17 protein-coding genes are annotated in these 18,721 nt (G+C 60.1%); 13 read left to right on the plus strand and 4 right to left on the minus strand.

Annotation, left to right across the window (positions count from 1 at the left end):
• The first annotated feature begins 1 nt into the window (after position 1).
• From miaA to DDIC_RS10745, 13 genes are all read left to right on the plus strand, one after another.
• On the plus strand, positions 2-946 hold the full coding sequence (gene miaA, locus DDIC_RS10690) for a tRNA (adenosine(37)-N6)-dimethylallyltransferase MiaA (protein ID WP_136400427.1): 945 nt from the start codon (positions 2-4) through the stop codon (positions 944-946).
• Between the two features lie 36 nt (positions 947-982).
• The gene (locus DDIC_RS10695; protein WP_136400428.1) at positions 983-1,681 is read left to right on the plus strand and encodes a B3/B4 domain-containing protein; all 699 of its coding nucleotides are present in this window, start codon (positions 983-985) and stop codon (positions 1,679-1,681) included.
• Positions 1,682-1,978: 297 nt separating this feature from the next.
• Complete coding sequence (locus DDIC_RS10700; RefSeq protein ID WP_136400429.1) at positions 1,979-2,950, plus strand: nine-heme cytochrome c; 972 nt, start codon at positions 1,979-1,981, stop codon at positions 2,948-2,950.
• Positions 2,951-2,977: 27 nt separating this feature from the next.
• Positions 2,978-4,093, plus strand: a complete 1,116-nt coding sequence (gene hmcB, locus DDIC_RS10705) for a sulfate respiration complex iron-sulfur protein HmcB (protein WP_136400430.1) — start codon at positions 2,978-2,980, stop codon at positions 4,091-4,093.
• Positions 4,094-5,308, plus strand: coding sequence for a sulfate respiration complex protein HmcC (gene hmcC, locus DDIC_RS10710; protein ID WP_136400431.1), 1,215 nt, complete (start codon positions 4,094-4,096; stop codon positions 5,306-5,308).
• Between the two features lie 23 nt (positions 5,309-5,331).
• Entirely contained in the window at positions 5,332-5,481 is a 150-nt protein-coding gene (gene hmcD / locus DDIC_RS13830; protein ID WP_168732534.1) for a sulfate respiration complex protein HmcD, read from the plus strand.
• Between the two features lie 371 nt (positions 5,482-5,852).
• On the plus strand, positions 5,853-6,104 hold the full coding sequence (locus tag DDIC_RS10715; protein WP_136400432.1) for a HypC/HybG/HupF family hydrogenase formation chaperone: 252 nt from the start codon (positions 5,853-5,855) through the stop codon (positions 6,102-6,104).
• A gap of 211 nt (positions 6,105-6,315) precedes the next feature.
• Complete coding sequence (locus tag DDIC_RS10720) at positions 6,316-6,822, plus strand: glycosyltransferase 61 family protein (RefSeq protein ID WP_168732535.1); 507 nt, start codon at positions 6,316-6,318, stop codon at positions 6,820-6,822.
• Positions 6,823-7,124: 302 nt separating this feature from the next.
• Entirely contained in the window at positions 7,125-9,941 is a 2,817-nt protein-coding gene (gene ileS / locus DDIC_RS10725) for an isoleucine--tRNA ligase (RefSeq protein ID WP_136400434.1), read from the plus strand.
• A gap of 5 nt (positions 9,942-9,946) precedes the next feature.
• Positions 9,947-10,474 carry a signal peptidase II gene (gene lspA / locus DDIC_RS10730; protein ID WP_136400435.1) on the plus strand — a complete coding sequence of 176 codons (528 nt, stop codon included), beginning with the start codon at positions 9,947-9,949 and terminating at the stop codon, positions 10,472-10,474.
• Positions 10,471-10,677 carry a PLDc N-terminal domain-containing protein gene (locus DDIC_RS10735; RefSeq protein ID WP_136400436.1) on the plus strand — a complete coding sequence of 69 codons (207 nt, stop codon included), beginning with the start codon at positions 10,471-10,473 and terminating at the stop codon, positions 10,675-10,677. Before lspA ends, DDIC_RS10735 begins: the two co-directional genes overlap by 4 nt.
• Positions 10,678-10,688: 11 nt before the next feature.
• Complete coding sequence (ybgF, locus tag DDIC_RS10740) at positions 10,689-11,702, plus strand: tol-pal system protein YbgF (protein ID WP_136400437.1); 1,014 nt, start codon at positions 10,689-10,691, stop codon at positions 11,700-11,702.
• Between the two features lie 84 nt (positions 11,703-11,786).
• Complete coding sequence (locus tag DDIC_RS10745) at positions 11,787-12,416, plus strand: protein phosphatase CheZ (protein ID WP_136400438.1); 630 nt, start codon at positions 11,787-11,789, stop codon at positions 12,414-12,416.
• 407 nt (positions 12,417-12,823) lie between these two features.
• Here DDIC_RS10745 and DDIC_RS10750 read toward each other — a convergent pair whose 3' ends face one another.
• The 4 genes from DDIC_RS10750 to fdnG form a co-directional block, all read right to left on the minus strand.
• Positions 12,824-13,252, minus strand: coding sequence for a cytochrome c3 family protein (locus DDIC_RS10750; protein ID WP_136400439.1), 429 nt, complete (start codon positions 13,250-13,252; stop codon positions 12,824-12,826).
• A gap of 266 nt (positions 13,253-13,518) precedes the next feature.
• Positions 13,519-14,469: a formate dehydrogenase accessory protein FdhE gene (locus DDIC_RS10755; RefSeq protein ID WP_136400440.1), complete on the minus strand. Its 951-nt coding sequence runs from the start codon at positions 14,467-14,469 to the stop codon at positions 13,519-13,521.
• A gap of 319 nt (positions 14,470-14,788) precedes the next feature.
• Positions 14,789-15,448 carry a 4Fe-4S dicluster domain-containing protein gene (locus DDIC_RS10760; RefSeq protein WP_136400441.1) on the minus strand — a complete coding sequence of 220 codons (660 nt, stop codon included), beginning with the start codon at positions 15,446-15,448 and terminating at the stop codon, positions 14,789-14,791.
• 49 nt (positions 15,449-15,497) lie between these two features.
• Entirely contained in the window at positions 15,498-18,536 is a 3,039-nt protein-coding gene (fdnG, locus tag DDIC_RS10765) for a formate dehydrogenase-N subunit alpha (RefSeq protein ID WP_136400442.1), read from the minus strand.
• Positions 18,537-18,721 lie beyond the last annotated feature (185 nt).

Raw genomic sequence — 18,721 nt, forward strand, 5'->3', positions numbered from 1 at the left:
TATGGCTGACACGTCTTATGCGCCGCTGCCGGTTGTTTGCCTGGCCGGTCCTACCGGCTCGGGCAAAACGGCGGCGGCTCTCGCCATGGCCGAAGTCCTCGACGGCGAAGTCGTCAACGCCGATTCGCGCCAGGTCTACGCCGACTTTCCGCTGATCACGGCCCAGCCTTCGCCGCAGGAGCGCGCCTGCTGCCCGCATCATCTGTACGGTTTTTTGCCCACCGAAAACAAGATCAGCGCCGGGCGCTGGGCCGAGGCCGCCGCCGATACGGTGCGCGACATTCTGGCGCGCGGCAAAACACCCCTGCTGGTGGGCGGCACGGGGCTGTATTTTCAGGCGCTGCTCAGGGGCATGGCCGAAATTCCGCCCGTAGACCCGGAGCTTACGGCGCAGCTCACGGCCCGCGTTGCCGCCGAGGGCGCGCCGCGCCTGTACGCCGAGCTGCAAGGCCTCGACCCGGCCTATGCCGCAAAAATTCACCCCAACGACCGCCAGCGCATCATCCGCGCGCTGGAGGTTTGCCAGAGCACGGGCCGGACATTCAGCTGGTGGCACGGCAACGCCATGAGCAACCCGCTCTGCGCGGGGCCGCTGCTGACGCTCAACGCCTCGCTGGACTGGCTGGAACCGCGCCTTGCCCGACGCCTTGACCTCATGCTTGAATACGGAGCCCTTGACGAAGCCCGCGCCGCCATGCAGCGCTGCGCCGACCCAGCAGCGCCCGGCTGGACAGGCATTGGCTGCGCCGAAGCGCTGTCCCATCTGCAGGGCCGGCTATCGGCCCATGACTGCCGCATGCAGTGGCTGCGCAACACACGGGCCTACGCCAAGCGGCAGCTGACATGGTTTCGCGCCCGGCCCGAGGCCGTATGGCTGCCCCCGGACGACCCCCGCGCGGTTGTGGAAGCCGCGCAGCGCTTCTGGCAAAACGCACGCAAACTATAAGCACCCCTGCCAACAGGGGCCGCGAATGGAATCCTCATGGACACGCCGCCTCCTTGCATCAGCATTGATCCTGCCCTGCAGGCCATCTGGCCCGATACCGCCCTTGGCTACATCTTTTGGTCAGCCCCGGTTCTGGCGCAGGAGCCGCAACTGTGGAATTTTTTTGCCAGTCATACGCAGCCCCGGCTGGCCCGGCTGCTTGCCGATACCGAGCTTGCCGACATGCCGCAGATCGGTACTTCGCGCCGGGCCTTCAAGGCCTTTGGGCGCGACCCCGGCCGCGTGCGCATTTCTTCCGAAGCCCTGTACCGCCGCCTGCGCCAGGGCAAGGAACTGTACCGCATCAACTCTGCCGTAGACGCCAACAACCTTGTCTCGCTTGAATCGGGCTTTTCGCTGGGGACGTACGACCTCGCCCGGCTACGGGGCAACCTTTTGCTCCGGCTGGGCAACGAGGGCGAAACATACGCGGGCATAGGCAAGGACAAGCTTGACCTTCTGCGCATGCCCCTGCTGGCCGACGATCTGGGCCCATTTGGCTGCCCCTGCAGCGATTCGCAGAGGGCCATGATCGTCGCCGACGCGCAGGCGACCGCAACGCCCAGGGCATTGCTCACGGTCGTTTACGGTTTTTCTGGCTGCGAACCTGTGCAGGAGGCGCTGACCTTGGCGCGCGGACATTTTACCGCGTTTGCCGGGGCCCGCATCAGCGACGCGGGTGTCGTCCGTAAATAGCTTGACTCCCCCAAAAGCGACTCCAGGGATGTCTTTTTTGGCCAAAATCCTGCATTTTCACCAGATTGTGTATACAATCAGTATTTGACGCATTTTAGCGAAAAATATCTCAAGCGCCCTGTTTCCAAGGCATAAGAAGCAATTACAACAACGGCCCCGCCTTGACGAGTCTTGCATGCTGGGATACCGTTTCAATATCTGCGTGTTCGCCCCCGTAGGGATCGGGGGTGCGGAGGAACCCGCTGCAATGTTTGCGGCGGGCGTTGGGGTAATGTCTGATTGCAAAAGGACAAGCACATGAGGAACGGCACATCACTGCTTTTGCTGGCGGCTCTGGCCCTGGCGGGCGCGGCGTGTCTGACGGCGCTCGGAGCTGGATCGGCCACGGCCGCAGCTTTGGAGCCGACAGACAGCGGCGCGCCGTCGGCCATTGTTATGTTTCCGGTAAGCGCTAAGCCCAATCCCAAGGGCGCGGCCATGAAACCCGCTGTTTTCAATCATCTCATCCATGAGAAAAAGGTTGGCAACTGCGAAACCTGCCACCACACCGGCGACCCTGTGGCCTGTAGCACCTGCCACACCACGGAAGGCAAGGCGGAAGGAAACTTCGTGACGCTTGACCGCGCCATGCACGCCACCAATATCGCCAAGCGCGCCAAGGGCAACACCCCTGTGAGCTGCGTGAGCTGTCATGAACAGCAAACCAAAGAACGGCGCGAATGCGCGGGCTGCCACGCCATTGTGACGCCCAAGCGCGACCAGGCATGGTGCGCCACCTGCCACAATGTTACGTCTTCCATGACGCCGGAACAGCTGCAGCAAGGCATCAAGGGCAAGCTGTCTCCCGACCAGAACGAAGCTCTGGCCGCTGAAACCGTGCAGTCGCAGAAGGCCGTTCAGCCTCTCAACGCCATGCAGGGTCCCCTCAAGGTGACCATCGACGCGCTGGCTGACAAGTACGAGCCGAACAACTTCACCCACCGTCGCCATGTCGCCTCCCTGATGGAACGCATCAAGGGCGACAAGCTGGCTGAGGCTTTCCACAACAAGCCCGAGACCCTGTGCGCCACGTGCCATCACAGGAGCCCGCTTTCGGCCACGCCTCCCAAGTGCGGTAGCTGCCACACCAAGGAAATCGACCCCAAGAATCCCAACCGCCCCAACCTCAAGGCTGCATATCACCTGCAGTGCATGGGTTGCCACCAGGGCATGAATGTGGGTCGTCCGAAGAATACCGACTGCACCACTTGTCATAAGGCCCGCCCCTAGGGCGCCTAGCTGCACGGAGAAACGCATATGAATCGCAGAAAATTCCTGGCCATCATGGGAAGCGCGGGCGTGATTTCGGCATTGGGCACTGCCAAGGTAGCCAATGCCGGGGTGCACACCTTCCCCTACTATGCAGACAGCTACGGCGTTCTGCATGACACTACGCGCTGCATCGGCTGCCGCCGTTGCGAAGAAGCCTGCAACGCGGTGAACCACCTGCCCAAGCCCAAAAAGCCTTTTACCGACCTTTCGGTTACCTCCACCAAGCGCCGCACCTCGGCGTATGAGTGGACCGTGGTCAACAAGTACAACGTCAACGGCAAGGACGTGTTCCGCAAGCTGCAGTGCTTCCACTGCAACGACCCGGCCTGCGCCTCTGCCTGCTTTGCCAAATGCTTTCAAAAACAGCCCGACGGCAGCGTGTCCTACGACGGTACGCAGTGCGTGGGCTGCCGGTACTGCATGGTAGCCTGTCCCTTCTACGTGCCTGGCTTCCAGTACGACGAAGCGTTTGATCCGTTGGTGCAAAAGTGCACCTTCTGCGAACCCCGCCTCAAGGAAGGCAAGCTGCCCGGTTGCGTGGAAGCCTGCCCCATGGACGCGCTGACCTTTGGTCGCCGCAGCGACCTGATCAAGATCGCCCGCTCGCGCATCAACGAAACCCCCGGCAAATACGTAAACTACGTATACGGCGAGCACGATGCCGGCGGTACCGCCTGGATGGTGCTGTCTCCTGCCGTTGAGGCTCCCGCCGTTGCCAAGGACGCCAAGGCTCATGCCGACGCCCACGGCGACACCAGCGAACTCAAGCAACTTGGTCTCGACAAGCACCTGGGCACGCAGCCCATGGGCGAGCTGACCTACGGCGCTCTGGGCACCGTGCCCATGATCGTGGCCTTCTGGCCTGTGCTCTTTGGCGGCGCATACGCCATGACCAAACGCCGCGACGCCATCTTCAAGGCCGAGAAGGACGCACACGTCAAGGAGACCAAGGACGATCTGGCCGCAGCCGTTGACGCCGCAGTGCGCAAGATTGAGGAAACCCAGGGTCCGGGCGCTGCCGACACGGCCCGCCGCGCAATGACCGACGCCTTGAAGGCTCGGGAAGCGGCGTGCTGCAAGGAGCACGGGGAGGATAAATAAATGGCAAACCACAGCATAGTTATTCCTACCAGGGACAGGCTGTTTAACATCAGCGAGTTCCTCACGCCCACCCCCGGCAATATCATTTCCGCCATCATTCTGGCGGTGGGCCTGGTCATCACCGTTATCCGCTTTACCGTGGGCATCGGTTCCGTCACCAACCTGAGCGATGTGCAGCCCTGGGGCATGTGGATCGGCTTTGACCTGCTGTGCGGCGTGTGCCTCGCGGCGGGCGGCTACTTCACCACCGTGGCCTGCTACATCATGGGCATGAAGCACTTCCACTCCGCAGTGCGCCCGGCCATCACCACAGCCTTTTTGGGCTACGCCTTCGTGGTTATCGCCCTGCTGTACGATCTGGGCCATCCGCTGCGCCTGCCCTTCATGTTCTTCTTCCCCGGCACGACCTCGGTTCTCTTTGAAGTGGGTCTGTGCGTTGCCACCTACGTTTCGGTGCTGCTCATCGAATTTTCCGTGGCTCCGCTCGAATGGCTCTCCTGCCGGTACCCCTGGCTGCTCAAGATCCGCAAGATCGTGGTCAAATGCACCATTCCGCTGACCATCTTCGGCGTGACCCTGTCCACCCTGCACCAGTCCTCGCTGGGTTCGCTCTACCTGATCTCCCCCGGCAAGGTGTTTCCCCTGTGGTACTCGCCCTTCATGCCCATGTTCTTCTTTGTGAGTTCCATGGCCGCTGGCGCGTCCATGGTTATCTTTGAAGGCATGCTGGCCCACCGAGGCGTGCACCACTACATGGACAAGACCCACCTGCGCGAAGCTGACGACGTAACCTTCAGCTTTGCCCGCGCGGGCTCGTTCATCCTCTTTGCCTACTTTATGCTCAAGCTCATCGACATGCTTGTGCAGGCCAACATCCCCTACCTGTTTACGGGTTACGGGGCATGGTGGGCGGTGGAAATGCTGGGCTTTGTGCTGCTGCCCGCCCTCACCTACGCCAAGGGCGCTCGCGACCGCAACCTGACCCTGTGCCGCATTGCCGCGACCAACACAGTGGTGGGCATCGTGCTGAACCGTTTCAACGTGTCCATGATCGCCTTCAACTACACGCTGCCCTCGGCCGAACGTTACTTCCCCAGCATCTGGGAAATCTGCATCTCCATGTTTGTGGTGACCATGATTGTCACGGTCTACCGCTTCATCGTTTACAACATGCCGGTGCTGTACGAACACCCAGACTTCAAGGGCGAGCACTAAGCCGCGCGTAGGAGGAGAATATCATGGAATTCAATACGTTTTATCAGTATTTCCTCTTCACCAAGAGCTGGGCTTATGTGATGATGTTTGTGGTGCTGCCCGTGTACGTGCTGTACTGGAACTTCATCCTGTTCCCTGAAAAAAAGGAACGCTCCAACGGCTCCAAGCACTAGGCCGTAAAGCGCAACGAAAACCACAAGGGCGAAGCCGCAAGGCTTCGCCCTTTCCGTTACGGCCGTCATCTTTCGCACAGGCCCCAGGCGCGCCGGAAGGCCAGCCCGCAAGCCCACGGCCTTGGCAGCAAAGCACCCAGCTCAAGCGATGACCGGAACAACAGCCCGCATGCGGGCATGCGCGCGTCCCCCTTTCAGCAGGGCAGCAACGCAAGGGCATGCCCTGTTTGCATTCTGCCGCCACGTTCTGTGGCAACGCCGCTGTACGCCCTTGCGTGATGCCAGACGCGCTGATAAGCTGAAAGTCTGTGATCCAGTAGGCCTTGCCGCAGCGATGTTAATGCTTATCTGCCTTCCAAGAGGAAACTGCTATGTGTCTTGCCATACCTGCCAGAATTGAAGAACTTCAGGGCCAGGGCATGGCCCGCGTGCGCGTGGGCGAAAGCCAGACCTTTCTTACGGCGTCGGTCATGCTGCTGCCCGAAGAACCCAAGGTGGGCGACTACGTCATTGTCCACGCCGGGTTTGCGCTGCACGTAATGACGCCGCAAGAGGCGGAAGACAGCCTGTCGGCGTTGCGCGAGCTGGCACAAGCCATGGAAGGCACACCGGCGAACTTCTGAGTTGCGGGCAAAGGCTGCCGAGCATGCAAGAGCGGTTCAGACTTGTGCGCAACGCCCTGGTGTTTGCCTTTGCGTGAACCGTGGACGCGTTTACGGCGGGTGTTTCTGACAACGGCGTCTGCCTTGAAGATTCACTTATGCACCGCTGTACCCCGGCGCTGCCCACTGCCCCGAGACGACGCCTGCAAGGCGCGTATGTTTACGGTGGTTTTTGTTCGGCCATTTTGGCCGTCTCTATGCCATCCGCTGCTGGGCCAATGTACCGCTGCTTTTTTCAGGCCCCAGCGGCTTTGTCGTTTCATGGCGGCTTGCTGTCCTGGAGCTGCTTAGCCTTGATAAACGGGTGCGCCTGATCAGCGAGCCTGTGGAGGTCACGCGCCTGATTGTTTCGCCCCCGGGCGCAACGGTGCTGCCCGATTCCATGCTGCCGGAGCAGCTGGAGGCGCTGGGCAGCGCCGTACGCGCCGCGCCACCCCCCGGCCGCAAGATATGGCTGTCGCGCAGCGCCTTTCCGTATGGGGGCGTGGTGGAAAACGAGCCGCAAATTGAGCGGGATCTGCAGACCATGGGGTGGGAGATCGTGCACCCCGAGCAACTGCTTGCCGCAGCGCAGGCGAGGGCTGCGGCGGGTGCTGAGGTGGTGGCGGGCTTTGACGGTTCGGCTTTTTTTCAGCGGGCTGCTCGCCGACAAGATACACGGAACCCTGCTGATTTTTAACCCCCGCCAGCACATAGCGCCTACGGTTTCCTTTTTGTTGAACAAAAAAGGCGCAGTAAAACAGGATCTTATGCTTCAACTTGACCCCTGCCCTGGTTTTGACATCGCAACGCGCTGCAGACTGGGGCGTCCACAGGATCTGCTCAATGTACTGCGCGCATTTTAGCCTGCCGCCAATAATTCTCTACGATTGCCCCGCCCCGCGCTCCTTGACTTTACCCCGCTATTTGCCCACACTAGAGCGATTTTTTCACCTTGCGAATACAGACACGTCCCTGAGTTGAACTGTGCCGGGAGCCAGCATGAGCGATTACAAGAAAACATTGAACCTGCCTCAGACCGCCTTTCCCATGAAAGCAAACCTGGCCCAGCGCGAGCCGGAAACGCTGAAAAAATGGGATACCATTAACAGCTACGAGGCGATGGTCGAGGCCTCCGGCAGCAAGGGCACCTATGTTCTGCACGACGGCCCGCCCTACGCCAACGGGCACATCCACATGGGCACCGCGCTGAACAAGATTCTCAAGGACATTATTGTAAAGTCGCGCAACATGGCGGGCTTTGCCTCGCGCTACGTGCCGGGCTGGGACTGCCACGGCCTGCCCATCGAGCACAAGGTCGAGCAGGAGCTGAAAGAAAAAAAGAAAACCCTGCCCGCCCATGTGGTGCGCAAGCTCTGCCGCGACTACGCTTCAAAGTGGATCGACGTGCAGCGCAAGGAATTTCGCCGTCTCGGCGTGCTCGGCAACTGGGAAGATCCCTACATGAGCATGCGCCCCGCCTATGAGGCCGCCACCGCCCGCGAGCTGGCAAACTTTGTGGAAACGGGCGGCGTCATGCGCTCCAAAAAGCCCATCTACTGGTGCTGCTCGTGCCATACGGCCCTTGCCGAAGCCGAGGTGGAATACTACGACCACACCTCGCCCTCCATCTTTGTGCGCTTTCCGCTCAGGGACGAAGGCCTGAAAAACGTATTTTCCGCTGCAGACCCTGCGCACGCCTTTGTGGTCATCTGGACCACCACGCCCTGGACCCTGCCGGACAACATGGCCGTGTGCCTGCATCCCGAATTTACCTATGTGCTCGTGCAGGTCGGCGACGCCCAGTACCTGCTGGCCGAAGATCTGCTGGCCTCCTGCGCCGGGCAGTTTGGCTGGAGCGACCCCCAGATTCTGGGCCGCGCCACCGGCGCGCAGCTTGAGGGCCTCAAGGCCCGGCACCCCTTCTACGACCGCGTGTCGCCCCTCATTCTGGGCCAGCACGTTACCCTTGATGCGGGCACGGGCTGCGTGCACACCGCCCCCGGCCACGGCCGGGAAGACTATGATGTCGGCCTCAAATACGGCCTCGAAATCTATTCGCCCCTGGACGACGCCGGGCGCTTTTTGCCCACCGTGCAGTTTTTTGCCGGGCTGAACGTCTTTGAAGCCAACCCCAAGGTCATTGAAAAGCTTGAAGAAGTCGGCGCATTGCTGCGTCAGGGCAAGATCAAGCACTCCTACCCCCACTGCTGGCGCTGCAAAGAGCCGGTCATCTTCCGCGCGACCACCCAGTGGTTTATCAGCATGGAAAAGAACGACCTGCGCGGCCGCGCCCTCAAGGCCATTGACGATCAGGTGCGCTGGATCCCCGCCTGGGGCCGCGAGCGCATCCATAATATGATCGAATTCCGCCCCGACTGGTGCATCTCGCGTCAGCGGCAATGGGGCGTGCCCATCATGGCCCTGCTGTGCGAAGACTGCGGCGAGGCATGGAACGACCCCAAGTGGATGCGCGGCATCTGCGACAAGTTCGCCCAGCATCCCACGGGCTGCGACTACTGGTACGAGGCCGATCTTGCGGATATCGTGCCCCAGGACCTTGCCTGCCCCCACTGCGGCGGCCACCACTGGAAGCGCGAAACGGATATTCTTGACGTCTGGTTTGATTCGGGCACCAGCTTTGCCGCCGTGCTTGAGCAGCGCCCGGAGCTTTCCTACCCCGCAGACCTGTATCTTGAAGGTTCAGACCAGCACCGGGGCTGGTTCCACAGCTCACTGCTCGTCAGCGAGGGCACGCGCAAGCGCGCGCCCTACAAGTCTGTGCTCACCCACGGCTACGTGGTGGACGGCGAAGGCCGCAAGATGTCCAAATCCATTGGCAACGTCATTGCGCCGCAAGAGCTGATTGAAAAATTCGGTGCGGAGATTGTGCGCCTGTGGGTCTCGTCGGTTGAATACCGCGAAGACATCCGCATTTCGGACGAAATTCTTGGCCGTCTTGTGGACGCCTACCGACGCATCCGCAACACCTGCCGCTATATTCTGGGCAATCTCGACGGTCTGGGCAAGGACAACCTGCTGCCCCTCAGCGAGCTGCTGCCTCTCGACCTGTTTGCCCTGGATGCCGCCGCCCGCGTGCACGACCGTGTGCAGCAGGCCTATATGGATTTTGACTTCCACAAGGTCTACCACACCCTGCACAACTACTGCGTGACGGATCTTTCGTCCATGTACCTGGACATTCTCAAAGACCGCCTGTACGCCTCAGGCGCCGCCAGCGCCGAGCGCCGCTCCGCCCAGACCGCCATGTGGCACATACTGGGCATGCTGCTGCGCGACATGGCCCCGGTGCTGTCCTTTACGGCCGAAGAAATCTTTGCCCACCTGCCTCAGGGCCTGCGCGGCACTGAGCCCACGGTCTTTGCCCTGCACCCCGTTGACTCGGCCCCCTTCCTGCTGGACGAGGGCAAGCGCGATGACTGGAATGTGCTTACCGCCGTGCGCGGCGCTGCCACCAAGGCCATCGAACCCATGCGCCGCGACGGTGTGGTCGGGCACTCGCTCGACACGCGCGTAACGCTGTTTGTGGCCGACGAGCTGCGTCAACGGCTGGAAGGCCTGCATACCGACCTGCGCGCCTTCTGCATTGTCTCGCAGATTGAGCTGCAGCCCCTTGAAAACGCGCCGCAAGGCGCCTATCGCGACGAGGAAATTGCCGGGCTGGCCATCGGCGTGGAAAAGGCCCACGGCGAAAAGTGCGAGCGCTGCTGGATTTACAGCACCGAGCTGGGAACAGATGCGGCGCACCCCACGCTTTGCCCGCGTTGCGCCGCTGTTATTAAGGACATGGAAGCGTAACAGTAATGCCCAGGCATTATCGCATACTAGGCATTGCGGCCGTCGTTGCCCTGGCGCTCGACCAGATCAGCAAATGGGCCGTCATGCGTTTTATACCGGAGCACAGGCCCATAACGGTTATTGCCGGGCTGTTTGACCTCGTCAACATCCGCAACCGGGGCGCGGCATTCGGCTTTTTGAACAGGTCAGACATCGAGTGGCAGTTCTGGCTGTTTCTGGTCGCCACAATTGTGGCGGCGTGGGCCATTATAATGCTGGTGCGCAGCTCGCACGAAGACCCGTGGCTGATTACGGCTCTGGGGCTTGTCATGGGCGGAGCGCTTGGCAATCTGGTTGACCGCGTGCGCTTTCGCGCTGTGGTGGACTTTTTGGATGTTTATTGGGGCGACTGGCACTGGCCTGCCTTTAACGTGGCCGACTCGGCCATCTTTGTGGGCGCGGCGCTGGCCTGCCTGATTCTCTGGCGCAAGCCCCCGGCTGCCGCCAGCGACAAGGGCGGCAAACCAACCCCCGGCAAGGGAGGAACCGCATGATTTTTCATTGGTGGCATGTGCTGATAGTAATGTTCCCCATGATTCCCACCGTGTGGAGCATCCTGCACATCTGGGGGCATGAGTTTGCAAACCCGCAACAGCGCGCCCTGTGGCTTGTGCTGGTAGTTTTTCTGCCGGTTGTGGGTGGAATAATCTATATTTTTACAGGACGAAAAAAAGTTCTGGGAAAAGTGCAAAATTGAAAGAGGGTACTATGCGCACACTCCGTTCTTTGTACATTCTGACTCTTGCCTGCGCGGCTCTGCCTTTGAGCGGCTGCATGGGCGGCAGCACCAGCAACGGCAACGGCAGCGTTACACTGGAACAGCAGGTGCAACAGCAAGACGTGCAGCTGCGACAGATGCAGCCGGCGCAGGCCGACGCCTGGAACCAGATTCAGACCTTGCGGCAGGAAGTCAACGCGCTCAAGGGCCAGCTTGACGATATACAGAACGCTGGCGGCGCGCACGCCCTGGTTGGCCGCGTAAGGGCGCACGATGAAGCCTTGCGGCAGGTTGAGCGCAGCATGGCGCTGAACCTGAACCTGGGCGACCCCATGAGCAGCGGCAGTTCCGGCTCCACAGCCCAGTTTACCCCGCAGGCCGCGCCTCAAGCCGCTCCGCAGGCAGCTCCGCAGGCGGCTCCCGCATTCAGCCAGCCCAACTATGGCCAGCCCTCCTACGGTCAGGCAGCCGCAGGCGGCATGGCGGCAGGTTCTGTGGGCTATGCCGCAGCCAACGCCGCAGGCGACCAGGGTGCTGCCCATCAGCCCCAAACGGTAATCAACCCCAGCGCCAGCACCTGGGGCCAGGCTAGTCCTCAGCCAGAACCCCAGGTTCAGGCTCCCAAAAAGGACATTTCTCTGGCGCTCTTTGACGCTGGCGTCAACTCCTACAATGCCCGCAAGTACGATGAAGCGCAGCGCTCCTTCACCGATTTTCTTAAAAACTACAAGGACCACAGCCAGGCCCCCGAAGCCCAGTACTACCTGGCCGAGTGTTACTTCCAGCGCAACCAGTTTGCCGACGCGGCTCTTTCCTACGATGCGGTCATCAAAAAATACCCCACCTCGTCCAGTGCGCCCGGTGCGTACCTCAAGCAGGGCATAAGCTTCAGCAAGCTCAATCAGGCCGCCGCCGCCAAGGCGCGACTGGAAGAGCTTATCAAAAAGTACCCCAACTCTCCCGAAGCCGCGAGAGCCAAGACCTTTCTCAAGACCAACAAGTAAGCAGCCGCGCTCTGCCGTGCTCCAGCGCGGCAGAGCTTTTTTATACGCACATACTTAACCGCGCCGAGCGCAAAGGGGACGGGCATGAGCGAACAAAAGCCCGAAGCCGCTGTTTATAAGCAGATCAGCACAGAAATGCGCCAAGGTCTCAAGGACATTTTTCAGCGTGTTTCTGCTGCGTCCAAAGGTCAGCCCCTGCCCCCCCCGAATCCCGACGCTCTTTTTCTTGAGGCCTCAAGCCAGCTCGACGAAGTGCTGAAAGACACCGAAACCGCCACAATGACCATCATGGAAATTGTGGAACGCCACCTTGATCTCCAGGAACAAAATGCCGCGCTGCTGGGCAGCCTGCGCGACGGCGCAGCCGATACCGCACCCATTGAACAGCTTGAAGCAAACAACGACATGCTGGGCAAGGATCTTACGGCACTGCTCACGACACTGAGCTTTCAGGACATCACGGGGCAGCGCATCAAGCGCGTTGTTTCCGCGCTGAACCAGATAGAAGCCATGGTAGTCGAGCTGTATGTTTCTTCAGGGCTGCTGCTTGACGCTGCGGAAAAAGACCCCAGCAAAAATGTTGAAGAATTGCAGAGCGCGGCCCGCCAGGCCGTCAAGGAATTCAACCAGGGTCGCACCGAGCTCAAAGGCCCGGACAAGGCAGGCGTCTCGCAAGGCGCTATTGACGACATGCTCTCGCAACTGGGGCTGTAAATTTCATCCCCTGATCTCTGCATCTTCCCATGAATTACGTAAGGGCGTTGCGCAACGCCCTTTTTTTGCGCCCACGCCCCTGCCCTATACGCGGCAAAGGCGCATGCGGGCCTCCGGCACGGTTGAACTGCACAGTCAAGGGCCCGCCCGACAGGCAGAGACCGCATCGCCGCCAGGTGTGCTTGATGACCCCGCCAGGATGGAATGCATCTGCATAAACAGGCCCCTCGCCGCAAAGCAGCTGGCCTGCGCCGCGCATGCGGGCCGCAATTACTGGTTGGTCAAAAGCCCAAGCGCTTCACCAGCGGCCAGCGGGCCTGCATTTGCGGCAAGCGCTGTGTCCGTAATGCAAGAAGGCCCCGCAGAGAGGCCTTCTTGCATTACGGACAAAATCCTGTGCGAAGGGTTTACTGCTTGGCGGCTTCGCGGGCGCTGGCAGCCATGTGGCAGGGACGGCAGCCCTTGAACTTGGCCCCGTACTTGGCGGGATTTTCCTGTGCCTTTTGTGAATGGCAGCCGTAGCAGGAACGATCGCCGTTCTTGGAGTGGAAGGCCATGAACATGCTCATGGAGTCACGTTCGCGCGCACCGGGAGTGGCGTGGCATTCGGTACAGGCAACATAGCGGCTGTCGCTGCCCACTTCGTGGTGGCAATGCATGCAGTTGATGCCTTTGTGCGCCGTGTGGGGAAACATGACGCTCATACGGGCGGATGTGCCGCCAGGAATCTCAATGGGCTTTTTGATGACCTGCGACATTTCCTTGATATCACGCGCCTGCGCTTCGCCAACCCACACAAGGCTCAGCGCAAGCAGCAACAAGGTCACATATTTCATCAGCAAATCCTCCTACAGGGTTCGTACAGCTCAGGAGTCTGGCCCCCGATGCGTCATCGGCGGCAACCCGCCACCTCTTCACCACCACTCTACTCGCCGGATGTTTTACCTTAATAACGCCCAGTTGTGCAATATTTAAAGAATGCCGCACAAGGGGCATTTAGTCTGCCTGGCAAATCAACCCCAATACGCCCTCAAAATATGTCGGCCATGTTTGCGGCGGCCCTTGCCAAAAGCCAAACGGCTTTCGCAGTTGCTTACGCCAGCTAAAACATGTTCCAGAACGAGGGCTTGACCGGTTTGAGCTTTCTGCGGGCCGCCACCATGTCCAGATGCATCATGCCCAGGGCAAGGGCATCCAGATTGGGAACAAACTCGCGCTCGCGCAAATCGACAGACGGGCAATACGACTTGCACTTGGTGCACCAGTCCAGCCGCTCGCCGTGGGCGGCATTGCCGCTTTCGCGCAGCAGCTCCATTACGCCGCTGCCTTCCTCGCCGCATGCCGGGCACGCACCGCGCCGAAACTTCCAGTCAGCGCCGCACAAGCCGCAGTGCAGATGTTTTTTACCACCCCCACCGGCAAGAAAAGCGTTTTTTTCATCTATGGAGGCCTTGTCCAGCCAGCCGATGGTGGGCAGTGATCCGCATACAGGGCAGTAGCCCTGCCGCCACACGTCGCCCGCCTCCCAGGGAGTTTCCCCTTCTGAAGCCGCCAGCGAAGTCATGGCCCGTAAAACCGGCGCAACAACAAACCCTGCCGCAAAATTCAGCACCAGAGGGTCGAGCTTGAGCTTTTCAGCCAGCCCCGCAAGCGCCTTTCTGTCGCCAGAGGCGACAGCGGCAACGATTTCTTCTGCCCTTTGCGCCTCAGCCCCGTCAGGTTTTGTAAAAAAATCAGCAAGCGCGGCCTTGTGCGGAACCACAGCGTCCATACGGCACAGCAGGGGCAGCAGTTTTTCCGCGCTGATGCGCACTGCCGGGGCTATGCCAGCAAAACTCGCTCCGGACAGCAGCGACACCCCCTGTTCCATCCGTTCGGTCTGCCCCTGCGGCAGTGCAATGCCGTGTTGTTTGAGACAGTTTGCCAGCTCGCCCACAAGTTCTTCCTGTGCGGCGAGCAACGGTTCAAAAGACCGCAGCACAGGGGCCAGCACAGGACGCCATGCAATAACTTCTTCAAGGGTTTGGGCAACCGTTTGCCTGGTAGCAGCCATTGATACTCCATACGTCGGTGATGCCCGACAGCTATCCAGAACCATGCAACGCCAGGACGGCATCCTGAGCGTTTTATAATGCCACCCGGCGCATACGCCGCTGTGGCCGGCTTGCCCGCGCCGACAGAGCCATACCTGCCTTGGAGCCGGGCGGAACAAAAACCGTGGGCCTTCCGAACAAATTTCACACCAGCGCAAAGACCATGCGACCTTGCCGGATTTTGCCCCAATGGTGAACCAAAGCGGAAGTTTTGCCAAGCCCCCGCCCTGTATTTCCGGCTCCCGAGGCCTTGCGGCCACGGGAGCCTTTTGCACGCGCCTACATAAAGGCCGCGTGCTCGTAATAATGTTCTTTTTCTTCCGCCAACAGGTAAATGACGCTCACGTCCTTGACGTCAGCCAAAAAAGCCTTGGGAAAGGTCTTTTTGACGATCTCAAGGCGCTTTTGGGCCATGGGCAGAATTTCTTCCCTTTCGCCAAAGGCCATGGTTCCCGTGGGGCACGTCTTGACGCAAATGGGCAGCATGCCCGCGTTCACGCGGTCAATGCACATGTCGCACTTGGTAAGGCGCTTGGTCTTGGGATCAAGCCGCGGAATATTGTAGGGGCAGGCGTCAATGACGGCCTGCGCGTCTTGCGGGCTCAGCTGGGCGCTTTTTTCGGTGGCGATGACCATGCCGGTCTTGGCGTCCTTGATGATGGCCCCAGGCACCGCCATATCGGCCACATCCTTGCAGATGGGCGTAAGGCAGTGGCGGCACTGGTCGGGAAAGAAGTTCCAGACAACCGTGCCGTCGGGCTTCATGCGCTCGCGAAAACGAACAATTTTAAGATTGTTGGGGTTCAGATCCGGCGGATTCTGATGCGTGCCGCGCTGCTTGGTTTCATTGGCGGGCAGGTCATGCCATTCCTTACAGGCCAACTGGCAGCCCCGGCATGCCGTGCACCGAGTGGTGTCGATCAAAAATGTCTTCGGCATAGCAATGCTCCTTGGCGGGCGCACTCCCAGGGGGAGTGCGCCCGGCTCGTTAGCCTATTTCGGTCAGCTTATCAGCCTTGCGCAGGTTTACGCAGCAGGCCTTGGATTCAGGAATGGTGGTGTTGGGATCATAGGCCCCAACGGTCAGCCGGTTGGTGGAGTCGCCGCACTTGGGCGTTGTCCAGCCAAAGGCAAAGGGCATACCCACCAGGTGGATTGTTCTGCCCATGACCGTAAAGGGACGAATGCGCACCGTCACCATGGCGATGGCCTCGCATGTGCCGCGAATGCTCTCAAGCACGACGCCGTCGCCGTTCTTGATGCCCTTTTCCTTGGCCAGCTCGGGGCTCATTTCCACATAGAGCTGGGGTTCGGTTTCAAGCAGGTTGGGCACATTGCGCGTTTCGCCGCCGCCGCACCAGTGTTCGGTGAGGCTGTAGGTGGTCAGCACATAGGGGTAGTTGGGGTCAGCCGGTGCGGCGATCTTGTCCATATCTGAGGTATGGAACTTGTACACCGGGCTGCTCAGCTGCTTGGAGAAGGGGTGGCTCGCCAGAGGCGTTTCCGCGGGCTCGTAGTGCTCGGGGAAAGGCCCGTCGGCGGGGCCAGCGCCAAAGAACTGGGCGTGCCCGTCCTTCACCATGATGAAGGGCAGCTTGCCGCCTTCCTTGGCCATGGGCGGCCATGGGCCGTCGGGCACGTCGCCCACCCATTTGGTTCCGTCCCATTCAATAACGGCCCTCTTGGGGTTGAACGGCTTGCCGTTTACGTCCACAGAGGCGCGGTTGTACAGGATGCGGCGGTTGACGGGCCAGCACCACGACCAGTTGGGGAACAGACCAATATTGGCCTGCATGGGCGTCTGGCTGGTGTTGCGGCGTTTGGACTTGTTGCCGTCCTCTTCCGTCCAGCTGCCTGCGTATATCCAGTTGAGCGACGAGGTCGTGCCGTCGTCCTTCAACGCTGCAAAGGCAGGCACCTGCTGGCCGCGCTTGTACTGCTTGTCGCCCACCTTGCTGTCGGCCCAGAAAAGGCCGTTGATGCGGCGCGCCCATTCAGCGGCATCGTACTTGTCCGTCCAGTTCATCTTGAGGATGGGATCGGGCAGCTGGCCGCCTTCGGCCTTGTACAGCTCGCGGAGGGTGTTGAACAGGGGCACGACGATGTCGGCAAAGTTGCGGGCTTCGCCGCCGGGCTTGACGCCCTGGTCAAACCACTGCAACCAGCGGCCGCTGTTGCTGATGGTGCCTTCTTTTTCAATGCGGTGGGCCGAGGGCAGCAAAAACACTTCGGTCTTGCAGGCCTTGGGGTCCACGCCCGGACGCTTCCAGTTGTCTGTGGTCTCCGAGTTATGCAGCTCGGAGCACACGAGCCAGTCCAGCTTGTCCAGGGCGGCGCGCATCTTGTTGGTGTTGGGGAAGCTGTTCATGGGGTTCACGCCAAAGATGAAGCCGCCGCGCATCTTGCCCTGATAGACCTTGTCCATGGCAAACATGTACGAGCAGTCTTCGCCCGGCTCCAGCTTGGGCAGCAGGCCGTAGCAGAAGTCATTTTCAGGCGTGGCCTCGTCGCCAAACCAGCCCTTGAGCAGACTGGCGATATACTTGGGACGGTTGCCCCACCAGTTGGCGCTGTTGGGCAGCGTGGTTACGGGGGTATTGGCCTTGTTGTAATCGGCCAGGGTCTGCCACGGGGCCTGGGGCGTAGCGTGGTAGCCGGGCAGGTTGTTGTACAGCAGGGCGTGGTCTGTGGAGCCCTGCACATTGGGCTCGCCGCGCAGGGCGTTGATGCCGCCGCCCGCCACGCCGATATTGCCCAGCAACAGCTGGATCAGCGAAGACAGGCGGATGTTCTGCACGCCGACGGTGTGCTGCGTCCAGCCCAGGGCATACAGGATGGTGCCGGCCTTGTCGGGGCCGCCGGTAGCGCAAAAGGCCTTGTAGACCTTGAGCAGGTTTTCCTGCGAAACGCCGGTTACGTCAGAGACGTTTTTGAGCGTGTAGCGGGAATAGTGCTGGCGCATCAGGTTGATGACGCAGCGCTCGTTTTGGAAGGTGGGGTCGATGAGCGGCCCGCCGTCAGGGCCTTTTTCCAGAACCCAGGACGACTTGTCGTACTTGCGTGCGGCGGGATCATAGCCGCTGAAAAGACCGTCGTTGAAAGCGTAATTCTTGCCAACCACAAAGGCGGCGTTGGTGTACTTTTCAACGTAGTCCTTAAAGTACAGCTTGTTTTCCAGAATATAGTTGAGCATGCCGCCCAGGAAGGGAATATCCGTACCCGAGCGCAAAGGCACATGAAAGTCGCAACGGGCTGACGTGCGCGAGAACTTGGGGTCGACGTGCATGAGCACGGCCCCGTTGTCCTTGGCCCGCATAACCCACTTAAAGGCGACAGGATGATGTTCAGCGGCATTGCTGCCGATAATAAGCACTGCATCGCTATTCTTGATATCGATCCAGTGGTTCGTCATAGCACCGCGTCCGAACGACTCTGCCAGAGCCGCAACAGTGGGGCTGTGTCAGACCCGCGCCTGGTGGTCCATATGGACAACACCCAGGCCGCGCATTGCTTGGTGAATAACTGCGCATTCCTCGTTGGAGGCGTGCGAGGTTCCCATCCAGAAGATGGAATCGAGACGGTTGACCGTCTGCCCCTTGGCGTTTTTGATGATAAAGTCTTTGTCGCGGGTGTCTTTTACCCGGCGGGCAATCTGGGCGAGGGTCCAGTCCCAGTCTTTTTCGACCCAATGATCGCTGTTGGGCGCGCGGTAAAGCGGCTTTTTCAGGCGATGGTCATTTGTGTACATGCTGAAGAGAGCCGCGCCCTTGGCGCAAAGAGCGCCTTCGTTGACAGGAAAGTCGGGGTCGCCCTCTGTGGAAACCAGCTTGCCGTCACGCACATAGGCAATGACCTGGCAGCAGACCGAACAGAATGGACAGACGCTAATGACTTCCTTGGCGCCTTCTATCTTGAGTTTTACGGCGTAAGCCTGAGCTTCGCCCAGGTCGAAGCCCAGCTGCCCCAATGAGAGGCAGAGAACCCCTGCACCGACGCCCTTGAGGAAACTCCTCCGGGTGCTATTCATGATGCTACTCCTTTTTTAGGCCAATCACGCAACGCAAGGGCCGAAAATCCTGCGTTGAACAAGACGCCTCTGAACTGCGTCAACTAACGATAATGGAGATTTGTTTTCACCATAGTTTAAAAAACGTGATATCGCAAGATACTTAGCTTTTTTTGCATGAAAGCTCCCCTATTTGTGAGCTTTTT

This window comes from Desulfovibrio desulfuricans (assembly GCF_004801255.1).
In the GTDB taxonomy this organism is placed as follows: domain Bacteria; phylum Desulfobacterota; class Desulfovibrionia; order Desulfovibrionales; family Desulfovibrionaceae; genus Desulfovibrio; species Desulfovibrio desulfuricans_C.

Excerpts from the sequence above, each read along its gene's own strand:
- miaA (WP_136400427.1), top strand. The coding sequence starts at position 2 with ATGGCTGACACGTCTTATGCGCCGCTGCCGGTTGTTTGCCTGGCCGGT.
- DDIC_RS10695 (WP_136400428.1), top strand. The coding sequence starts at position 983 with ATGGACACGCCGCCTCCTTGCATCAGCATTGATCCTGCCCTGCAGGCC.
- DDIC_RS10700 (WP_136400429.1), top strand. The coding sequence starts at position 1,979 with ATGAGGAACGGCACATCACTGCTTTTGCTGGCGGCTCTGGCCCTGGCG.
- hmcB (WP_136400430.1), top strand. The coding sequence starts at position 2,978 with ATGAATCGCAGAAAATTCCTGGCCATCATGGGAAGCGCGGGCGTGATT.
- hmcC (WP_136400431.1), top strand. The coding sequence starts at position 4,094 with ATGGCAAACCACAGCATAGTTATTCCTACCAGGGACAGGCTGTTTAAC.
- hmcD (WP_168732534.1), top strand. The coding sequence starts at position 5,332 with ATGGAATTCAATACGTTTTATCAGTATTTCCTCTTCACCAAGAGCTGG.
- DDIC_RS10715 (WP_136400432.1), top strand. The coding sequence starts at position 5,853 with ATGTGTCTTGCCATACCTGCCAGAATTGAAGAACTTCAGGGCCAGGGC.
- ileS (WP_136400434.1), top strand. The coding sequence starts at position 7,125 with ATGAGCGATTACAAGAAAACATTGAACCTGCCTCAGACCGCCTTTCCC.
- lspA (WP_136400435.1), top strand. The coding sequence starts at position 9,947 with ATGCCCAGGCATTATCGCATACTAGGCATTGCGGCCGTCGTTGCCCTG.
- DDIC_RS10735 (WP_136400436.1), top strand. The coding sequence starts at position 10,471 with ATGATTTTTCATTGGTGGCATGTGCTGATAGTAATGTTCCCCATGATT.
- ybgF (WP_136400437.1), top strand. The coding sequence starts at position 10,689 with ATGCGCACACTCCGTTCTTTGTACATTCTGACTCTTGCCTGCGCGGCT.
- DDIC_RS10745 (WP_136400438.1), top strand. The coding sequence starts at position 11,787 with ATGAGCGAACAAAAGCCCGAAGCCGCTGTTTATAAGCAGATCAGCACA.
- DDIC_RS10750 (WP_136400439.1), bottom strand. The coding sequence starts at position 13,252 with ATGAAATATGTGACCTTGTTGCTGCTTGCGCTGAGCCTTGTGTGGGTT.
- DDIC_RS10755 (WP_136400440.1), bottom strand. The coding sequence starts at position 14,469 with ATGGCTGCTACCAGGCAAACGGTTGCCCAAACCCTTGAAGAAGTTATT.
- DDIC_RS10760 (WP_136400441.1), bottom strand. The coding sequence starts at position 15,448 with ATGCCGAAGACATTTTTGATCGACACCACTCGGTGCACGGCATGCCGG.